Genomic DNA, 4,998 nt, shown 5'->3' on the forward strand with positions numbered 1-4,998 from the left:
ACGAGGCCCGAATGGCTGCCTGATAAGCGCAGCGAATAATCCATCGAAGGTGCTGCCTGGCATAGCGTCGTATGTATCCCCGATCATGTCGGGGATGACGCACGCTCCTACACCAACCGCTCTTTCAATGCCTTCGCGATCGCACCTGACCTGTTGTGCACGTGGAGTTTCGCGTAGATATTCCGCAGGTGGCTGTCGATCGTGTGGGGACTGAGGAATAGATCCGCCGCGATCTCCTTCTTTGACTGTCCTTGCACAAGGTGCTGGAGAATCTCCTTCTCCCGGTCGGACAGTCCGTAGTTTGCCTGGGGCACGGACATACTCGCAAACATCTCCAGCACGCGACGAGCAATCTGCCCGTCCATCGCGGCGCCGCCGTCCAACACGGTCCGGATTCCTGCGATAAGCTCATCCTTCGGTGACGACTTGAGCATATATCCGGAAGCGCCGTTACAGATGGCCTGAAAGATCTTGTCGTTGTCCTGATGTACGGTGAGCATCATGACCGGCAGGGCGGGTGCCGCTTTCTTCGCCTCACCGACACCAGTGATCCCGTCCATGCCCGGCATGCCGATGTCCATCAGAATCAGGTCCGGCAGCTCTCCGTCTTTCAGCGCATTAAGCGCCGGCTCGCACCCGTCGAAGCAGTTTTCGCACTCCAGACCGTCCGTGCTCTCGATCAAGTCCGAGACGGCCTGGCGAAAGACCGGGTTGTCCTCGACCAGCCATATGGAGGCCGCCTCCATCGAGTTGGATCGTGCGGATGAGGAACCGTTCTTGGTCATCGTCTGGTCGTACTAGGAGAATGGCAGGCCGGTGTGTCTGGTTGAATCTACGTGCTGAACGTCGCGCTATCACTGGCGCGTTTACGCCATTCTGGTTCGCAGCGTAATTGTCGTCCCTGAGTGTGCGCTACTCTCTACCGTAAGTACACCCCCGATTCGTTCGGCTCTCCGGACCATGGTCTTCTGTCCAAGACCGGTCGATTTGGCTTCGGTATCGAATCCAACACCGTTGTCATAGATGATCATCTGAAACTCACCTTCCGCGGCCGTGATGCCGATACGCGCTACCGTTGCCTGGGAATGCCGGGCAATGTTGTGAATCGCTTCCTTGAAGATGAGAAAGACGTTCCGCTGAAACACGGGGCTTGCGGTCCCTTCGAGTCGTCCAACTACCTTGAAAGAGTGCTCCACGCCGGCAAGGAGCGCTGATGCGGCATCCTTCATCCGGTCCACAAGCTGGCCCGGTGAGTCGCTGTCGGGGTCGATTGACCACACGATATCGCGCAGCGAATCGACCATCGAGCGCGCAAAGCGGCTGATCTCCAGGAGCCTCTCGCCTCGCTCAGGACTGCCCGCGGCCGTCTCGGTCATAAGCGCAATCCCGCTCAGGTTGCTGCCGATGTCGTCATGGAGATCCGCCGCGATTCGGAGACGCGTCTGGGCGAAGTCCAGTTCTCTCCGCAACGCCTGGTCGTAGAGCACCATGCGAGCCGACTGGTCGGCACAACGCAAGGTCAGTCTCTCGAGGAACAGCAGATCCTGATCGGTGAATCGCACATTGTTCTCTTTAGATCCTATCTCGGCCGTTCCGAAGTAGTGGTCGGCGACGCGTATCGGGTACCTCATGTACGTGCCGCCCGGCAACGCATCATGCACAACAGTGCGCAGGGTATACGATTCGGTTGAAAGCGCCCCCGGTGAGACAAGAATCTCGGTTTCCTCGTGATCAGTAATCGAACAATGGCTGACCCCTAGACCCATCGAGATCATGTGGCACGTCAGGTGTTCAAGCGATTTCCGATCTGCGATCGTTCTGACTCTCTCATCGAACTCCCTGAGAGCATTGTTGTACTTCTGAGTCTCTTTTGTGAAGACGCGATCGAGCAGAGACTCCAGACGAACGTGTAACGGCCGTGCCACCACGGCGAGCGCACACGCGATGGCAAATCCCCAGAACACGGGTATTGAGGATCGGTCCGATACGCCCACCATCGACGCGGTTGCGTAGGCCGCTCCGATGTAGAAGAAGAAGAGTAGAAGCAGTGTCGCACCTGCGGCCATGCCCCGCGTAATGAACCTGTCGATTCCGAACAGTCCTTCCCGAGTAATCGCGATGGCGATGCCGATAGGTATACAGAGGTACGTAATCGCGATGATCATCTCTTCCGACGTGCCGCCGAACGGCAGGGCAATGCCCGCAAGGTCTGGAGCGTCCCACAGGAAGAAGGAAACGAGCGAGAACAACACGACGCCGGACAAGACCCAGCTGGCCCGCCTCCGAGCCTTGATGCTGGGCGCCCGACCAAGCTGCAGGAGACAAACCAGAACGGACGTGGCCGCTGTTACCATCCCCTTCATGGACATCAGGTCGTACGGCTTTTCCCCGGTGTTGATGGCTACGACGTACAAGGCGAAGGTGGCGAGCAACATCAGGCCGTACATCATCCGTATGACCCATCGGGTAGCGATCCTGCGGGGGAAGATCAATAGCCAGTGGAGCGAGAAAGCCTGGAGTGCCGTCTCGGCGAGGATTCCCCAGATCGTGCTTAGGGACCACATCTCGAGCGACCAGTATCCGCTCCATGTGGCAGTCACCCAGAACGGACCGGTAGCTGCACTCCACAGGGCAAACGGAACGATACCGGTGGCATCGGGATTGCGCGCAAAGATCCACCAGCCGAGGAGGAGGGCGAGGATGCCCACGAGCGTCGTCGTAGCCATGTCCGGCGGCATGCCGGCGAGACGCTGTCCGAGGGTCGCTGAATCGTCCAGCGTCAGGGTGACCCGGCGCGCGCTCGAGCCGCGGTACATCAGGAAGGTAAACGTTTCGGATTCGTCGGAGAGGAGCCCGTCCAGCCACTCAAGTCCTGGCTTCGAGATTACGTCGCCGATTTGAATTCCGGCTCGGTCGGCGGGCGACCCGCTGCGGATGTAAACGACGTTCTGGGTTGCCGTACCGTGGACGCCAAGTGCGATGTGGCGCTCCTGCGACAGTCGCAGGTAGTACAGGCCCGTCCCGACGAGCGAGAGAACGAAGACCCCGTGTATGGCGATTCGCACCGTGGGCGATATGTATCGGCGAGTTTGCAAAAAGAATTGTCGAGCGCGCGTCGAGAGGCTTAACGAAACGAAGATGGCTGGTCAGTTACAAGAGAAAGGCGTTTATCGGTGCGGGATCCGTGCCCGCGGCAGTCCAGGCCAGCAGGGATGACCGCCGCATCCGTCATCGCGATCGCCGTGCGGGCGTGGCGATCTCCGTCGGATCGTCATTGCGAATGCGCGGAAGCAAGTGACGCAATCTGAAAACCTGCAACAAACTCGTCCTTTTCGGTTGCCACGCCGACTCCGCCGGCTCGCAACGACCAATGAGTATTTACTCCCACGCCCCCAAATGGCGCGTTTGCGTGATGCCCGGCCGTACCAACATCCCGATCCTTGCATAGCAGAAAAGGCGTTTAAATAATTCGGGAAGCCATGAAATTGATCCTTGCGGCCTCTTGTCTGTTGGTTCTGGGTGCTCAGAGTTCTACCGCCCAACTCGCCGGTACCTACACCGTCGGCGGCAACTCACCAGACTTTGCCACTTTTCAGGACGCCGCCGACTCCTTGTTGGCCGTCGGCGTAAGTGGTCCAGTCGATATCCTGGCTCGGCCCGGTATCTATACGTCGCCGGATAGCGCACAGCAGGTCCTGGCTATTACGGAAGAGATTGCGGGAGCGTCGAATTCATCTCGTGTACGGTTTGCTCCAGATGTAGCCTCCGGGGGCAACAACGAGAACATCGTATTGCGCCGCTTCGCAGGTCCCCGCGAGAACGGCTTCATCGTCGCGCTCCTCTCAAGCCATGTCACGGTGGACGGGTTCTCGATACAGCTGTCAGACACGAGCGCCACAACTGGAGAAATACCGAGTCTCGTCTACATCAACCTCGCTTCGGGGACGGGCGTCAGGAACTTGTTAATCGATGGTTTGGGCCGGCGCGCAAGTCGATGCGTCTGGCTGGAGAGCATTGGTGTCGATGTTTTCGCCAGCGACAATCGGATTCTGGACTGCCTGGAGGGGATAAACCAAAGCAACTTTGGAGGGTCCGGAGGTGCGGCAGATCGACTGATGATCACCGGGAACCATCTTAGTGGAATGTCCGCGAGCGCCAGCCGGTTGGCTCCGGGTCAATACGGTATCCACCTTCGGCCGGACGGCGGCGGAGAGGATATCGTAGTGGCGGACAACGTACTCGACTATCGTGGCGGAAGCGGGATCACCGGAATTCATATTGGCGGCATCGGCAAGCCTCGCCTTCGTGTTGAGCGCAATCAGGTCTTTGGACTTGATCATAACCTCGGATTCTCCGGCTTTGGTTACATACTGGAGGTCTCGGATGCCCCGAACGGCTTGATCGCGAATAACTTCTTGAGCGGCAATGCCTATCGCTCCACAGGAGTACGGCTCAACCTGATCCAAAACAGTGATTCGCTCACGTTCGCACACAACACTGTGCGTGTCGGCGGTGGCGGCTGCGGAGCCCTTCAGGTCAACAGGGATAGTCGATTTAGGTCGTACGTCCGGGTGCTTGACAACATCCTGATCAGCGAGGGCAACTGTGCGAACTTCGCCTACCCGCACATGTCCTTCAGCTATACCACCGATGCAGAGATCGACTACAACGTTCACAACACGATTGCACCGTGGGGGATCGTGAGGGTCGAGACAGTTGGGAATATTGAGGATCTCGCCGCCTGGCAGGACTACGGTTTTGGTGCGAACTCACTCGTGCAGCGACCGGAGTTTGTCGACGATCAATCGGATCTGCACCTCGGCGAGTGCGCATTCGAGGACGAGTCGCTCCGCGGCATTGCTCTACCGCTCGTTCCCATCGACTTCGATTCCGAGGGTCGTGACCCTCAGATTCCGTTCATCGGAGCGGACGAGCCCGGCGGAGGACCGCCGGACGTCTTCGGAGCGCCATCAATCTTTGCCGCCGGGAAGGGTCCCT

General features: G+C 58.7%; 3 protein-coding genes. 1 reads left to right on the plus strand and 2 read right to left on the minus strand.

Translation table 11 applies throughout. The annotated features are described in order from the left end of the window. Positions 1-107 precede the first annotated feature (107 nt). Positions 108-746, minus strand: coding sequence for a response regulator transcription factor (locus HKN37_13420; GenBank protein NNE47648.1), 639 nt, complete (start codon positions 744-746; stop codon positions 108-110). Positions 747-866: 120 nt separating this feature from the next. Beyond that, complete coding sequence (locus tag HKN37_13425) at positions 867-3,065, minus strand: hypothetical protein (GenBank protein ID NNE47649.1); 2,199 nt, start codon at positions 3,063-3,065, stop codon at positions 867-869. Positions 3,066-3,479: 414 nt separating this feature from the next. Between HKN37_13425 and HKN37_13430 the strand changes: the two genes are divergently transcribed. After that, a partial coding sequence (locus HKN37_13430; protein NNE47650.1) for a hypothetical protein occupies positions 3,480-4,998 on the plus strand: 1,519 nt, incomplete at its 3' end.

This window comes from Rhodothermales bacterium, from assembly GCA_013002345.1.
Classification (GTDB): Bacteria; Bacteroidota; Rhodothermia; order Rhodothermales; family JABDKH01; genus JABDKH01.